3 protein-coding genes and 1 pseudogene are annotated in these 4,021 nt (G+C 76.7%); 2 read left to right on the plus strand and 2 right to left on the minus strand.

Annotated features, from left to right (window positions below; translation table 11 throughout):
• Positions 1–69: 69 nt before the first annotated feature.
• Both B0E53_RS33775 and B0E53_RS33780 read right to left on the minus strand, forming a co-directional pair.
• The gene (locus tag B0E53_RS33775; protein ID WP_107079629.1) at positions 70–1,383 is read right to left on the minus strand and encodes an NAD(P)-binding domain-containing protein; all 1,314 of its coding nucleotides are present in this window, start codon (positions 1,381–1,383) and stop codon (positions 70–72) included.
• 53 nt (positions 1,384–1,436) lie between these two features.
• A complete protein-coding gene (locus B0E53_RS33780; RefSeq protein WP_107079631.1) occupies positions 1,437–2,081 on the minus strand; it encodes a TetR family transcriptional regulator in 645 nt (214 codons plus the stop codon).
• Between the two features lie 77 nt (positions 2,082–2,158).
• On the opposite strand from B0E53_RS33780, the gene B0E53_RS33785 reads away from it, so the two are divergent.
• Together B0E53_RS33785 and B0E53_RS33790 are read left to right on the plus strand one after the other, a co-directional pair.
• Positions 2,159–3,520, plus strand: coding sequence for an MFS transporter (locus B0E53_RS33785; RefSeq protein ID WP_107079630.1), 1,362 nt, complete (start codon positions 2,159–2,161; stop codon positions 3,518–3,520).
• Between the two features lie 83 nt (positions 3,521–3,603).
• Positions 3,604–4,021 (plus strand): annotated as a pseudogene (locus B0E53_RS33790) (hypothetical protein); the annotation flags it as partial.

The raw sequence follows: 4,021 nt of genomic DNA on the forward strand, positions 1-4,021 counted from the left end.
CGGCGCACAGGTGCCGCCCGAAGGTGCCCCGCGCGCCGGTGACCAGCACGCGCCGTCCCGCCAGCCCGCTCACCGCTGCACCTCCGCCCGGCGCCGCCCGGCGGCCAGTTCCCGCTCCAGCTCGGTGAGGTACGCGTCGAAGTCGACCCGCATGTGCGGCCGGCGCTGCCCCCACCGGGTGGTGGCGGCGCGCAGCTCGGCCCGGCAGGCGGCCGCCTGCCGGGAGCGTTCCGGTGGCGCCCAGGTGCCGGCGAGCCACCCGGCGACCAGCCGGGCCTGGGCCTCGACCAGCGGGAACGCCGCGCCGGTGGACTGCATCAGCCCGACGAAGGCCAGGCCGGGGGCGTCCAGGTGGAACACGTGCCGGTACAGCGGCAGCCGGTCGGCGCCGTCGCCGAGCAGTTCGGGGGCGAGGAAGGGGATCTCCACCCGGTAGCCGGTGCACCAGATCACGAGGTCCACCTCGTCGGAGCGGCCGTCGGTGAACTCGACCCGGTCGCCGGCCCACCTGGCGATGCCGGGACGGGCCCGGATGTCGCCGTGGGTGAGCCGGGACAGCAGCCCGTCGGAGAGAGTGGGGTGGTCCTGGAGGAAGCCGTGGGCGGGGGTGGGCAGCCCGTACCGGGCGGGTGGGCCGACGGTGACGGCGAGCATGGTCTGGCTGATCCGCTGCCGCAGCCGCCAGGGCAGCCGGCGGGCGAGCGCGCCGTTGAGGGTGTCGGAGGGGCGACCGAGCAGGTACTTGGGCACCACCCAGACCCCGCGGCGCAGCGACAGCAGGGTGCGCGCGGCGGCGTACGAGGCGTCGACGGCGATGTCCATGGCGGAGTTGCCGCCGCCGACCACCAGCACCCGCCGGCCGGCGAGCTGCTCCGGGCCCCGGTAGTCGTGGCTGTGCAGCTGCTCCGCGGTGCACTCGCCCGGGTACGGGTCGGGCCACTTCGGCACCCGGTTGTGCCCGTTGGCCACCACCACCGCCTCGACGTCGAGGTGGACCGGCCCGTCGGGTCCGGTGGCGTGCACGGTCCAGCCGCCGTCGGCGGTCCGGGTGACCCGTTCGACGGTGTGCCGCAGCCGCACGGCGTCGCGCAGGCCGAACCGGTCGGCGTAGTCGGCGAGGTAGCCGGCGATGCGGCCGTGGTCCGGGTAGTCGGGCCAGTGCGCCGGCATCGGGTGGTCGGCGAACTCGGTGCGCCCCTTGCTGGTGTTCAGGTGCAGCGTCCGGTACACCGGCGAGCCGGGCGACCCGTACACCCAGAGACCGCCGATGGTGTCGGCGGTCTCGAACGCGACCGCCGGCACGCCGGCGTCGGCCAGTGCCTTGAGGGTGGCCAGTCCGGCCGCGCCGGCGCCGATGACCGCCACTGCGGGTGGTGCCGTCATGCCCGCCTCCTAATCCAACGACTGCTGGATAATCCCCGGCGGGCGGCGGCCCGTCAAGGGGTGGCCGGCGGGTACAGCCCGTCCAGGAGGCGGTGCACGAAGGTGCGGAACTCGCGCCGCTCGCGGGCGCCGGAGCCGTCCTGCGCGGCGAGGGCCACCACGTGCCCGTGCACCGCCCAGACCAGGCTGCGCACCGTGACGTGCGGGGCCGGCTCGACCAGCGCCCCGCCCGCGGCCGCGGCGGCGAGCAACTCCTCGACCAGCGCGTAGAGCGGGGCCGCGTACCGCCGGTCGAGGTCGGCGTGCCGGTGCGGCTCCAGCCAGCGGCGCAGCCACAGCGCGGTGGTCTCCGGCCGGTCCTCGAGGAAGTCCACGAACACGTCGACCAGGTCGTGCAGCGCCCGCAGCGCCTCGGCGCGCCCGGCCGCCAGGGCTGCCCGGGCGCGCTCGCCGGCCGCATCGAGAACCTCCCGCTCGGCGGCGAAGACCCGGGCGAAGCAGGCGTCGTAGAGCTCGGCCTTCGTGCCGGTGTGGTGGGCGACGGTGGCCACGTCGACGCCCGCCGCGGCGGCGACGTCGCGCAGGCCGACCGCGTCGAAGCCACGCTCGGCGAAGAGCGCGGTGGCGGCGGCGAGCACCAGGTCACGGGTGGGCCGCTGGTCGCCGCGGCGCGGCCGGCCCGGTCGGCGGCGGGGCATGGTCATCCCGCCATTGTCCCCCCTACAATCCAGCATCCGTTGGATTGGGGGCGGCGTGCCCCGAGGAGGGGGCGACCATGACCGGGCTCGACCAGCGGCGGCAGGCCGCCGCCCTGCCGCACGGCCCGCTGGCCGGCTTCGCCGCCGGCTCGCTCGGCATGGGTGTCTGGGTGACCGTGCCCGGGCTGCTGCTGCTCTACTTCCTCACCGACGTCCTCGCGGTCGCCCCGTGGCTGGCGGGGCTGACCCTGCTGCTGCCGAAGATCGCCGACGTGCTGCTGCACCCCTGGATCGGGCACCGCTGCGACGTCGAGCAGGCCCGCCGCGGCCACCGGCGACGGCTGCTGCTGGCCGGCTGCGCCCTGCCGTTGGCCTTCGCCGCGCTGTTCGCGGTGCCCGGCGGGTGGAGCGGGGCATCTGCCGCGGCCTGGGTGGCGCTGTTCTTCGTCGCCGGCAACCTGCTCTTCGCCGCGTACCAGGTTCCCTACCTGGCCACCCCGGCGGACCTGCGGATCGGCTACCACGAGCGCACCCGGCTGATGGCCTTCCGGATGGTGGTGCTCACCCTCGGCATCCTGGTCTCCGGGCTGCTCGCGCCGCTGCTGGCCGGCGGTGACGCCGCCACCCGCGCCGGCTACCTGCGGATGGCGGCGCTGCTCGCGGTGGGGATGCTCGGGGCCATGGCGGTCGGCGTCGCCGGGATCGACCGGCTGCGCCGCACCGCCGCCGTGCCGGCGCCGCCGCACCGGGCGGCCGGGTGGTCGACCCTGGTGGCGAGCCTGCGCGACCGGCAGTTCCGCTGGCTGGTCGGCGCGTACCTGGCCATGTCCACCACCACCCACCTGGTGCTGGCCGGGGTGCCCTACTACGCCGAGTACGAGCTGGGCCGCCCGAAGCTCACCACCGTGCTGGTCGCCGCGTTCGTCGCGCCGGCACTGCTGGTCACCCCGGCCTGGCTGGCGGTGTCCCGACGGGTCGGCAAGCAGCGGGCGCTGCTTACCGCCCAACTCGCGTTCGCCGTCGGCGCGCTGGTCCTGGCCCTCGGCCGGCCGGCCGGGCTGCCGGTGCTGGTCGGCGCGGTGGCGGTGCTCGGGGTGGCGTTCGCCGCAATGCAGCTGCTGCCGTTCTCGATGCTGCCCGACGTGATCCGCGCCGCCGACACCGACCGGGCCGGCACCTACACCGGGGTGTGGACCGCCACCGAGGCCACCGGCGCGGCGCTCGGCCCCTACGCCTACGCGCTCTGCCTGGCCGCCGGCGGCTTCGTGGCCTCCACGGCCGGGCAGGCGGTCACCCAGTCGGCGGGCGCGCAGGCCGCGATCCGGCACGGCTTCGGCCTGCTGCCGGCCGCCGTCATGGTGGTCGCGGTGCTGCTGCAACGCCACTACACCCTCGACCGTGCCGCCCGCGCGGACGCCGGCCGCGAGGTCGTCGACTGAACGGCGGTGCGGGCGGCGCCCCGCCACGGCCGCACCGGGCCGTCGACACCGTCGTGACCCACGGCAACTAGACTTCGCCGCCGATGGACGCCGAGCCCGCCCCCGAGACCCGTCCCTGCGCCCACTGTGGACGCGAGGTGCCGCAGCGCGCCGGCGCGGGCCGGCCGTTCCGGTACTGCCGGGACAACGACGGCGCCTGCCAGCGGGCGTCGCGCAACTCCCGGATGCGCCACCGCAACTCCCCCGGCCTGCCCGGGCAGGTCGCCCGCACCTGGGAGGCGGTGGACCGGCTCGACCAGATCGTGGAGACCCTCACCGACGCGCTGCACGCCGAGCTCTCCCCCGCCGGGGTGGAGCGGCAGCTCGCCGAGGTCCGCGCCGAGACCGCCGCCCAGGTGGCGGCGGCGCACACCGAACGCGACGAGGCCCGCCGGGACGCCGAGGACGCCGCCGCGGCCGCCGCGCGAGCCCGCCAGGACACCCAGGCGGCGCTGGCCGACC

The sequence above is a fragment of the Micromonospora sp. MH33 genome (assembly GCF_003013775.1).
GTDB classification, from domain to species: Bacteria; Actinomycetota; Actinomycetes; order Mycobacteriales; family Micromonosporaceae; genus Micromonospora; species Micromonospora fulviviridis.

Excerpts from the sequence above, each read along its gene's own strand:
- B0E53_RS33775 (WP_107079629.1), bottom strand. The coding sequence starts at position 1,383 with ATGACGGCACCACCCGCAGTGGCGGTCATCGGCGCCGGCGCGGCCGGA.
- B0E53_RS33785 (WP_107079630.1), top strand. The coding sequence starts at position 2,159 with ATGACCGGGCTCGACCAGCGGCGGCAGGCCGCCGCCCTGCCGCACGGC.
- B0E53_RS33780 (WP_107079631.1), bottom strand. The coding sequence starts at position 2,081 with ATGCCCCGCCGCCGACCGGGCCGGCCGCGCCGCGGCGACCAGCGGCCC.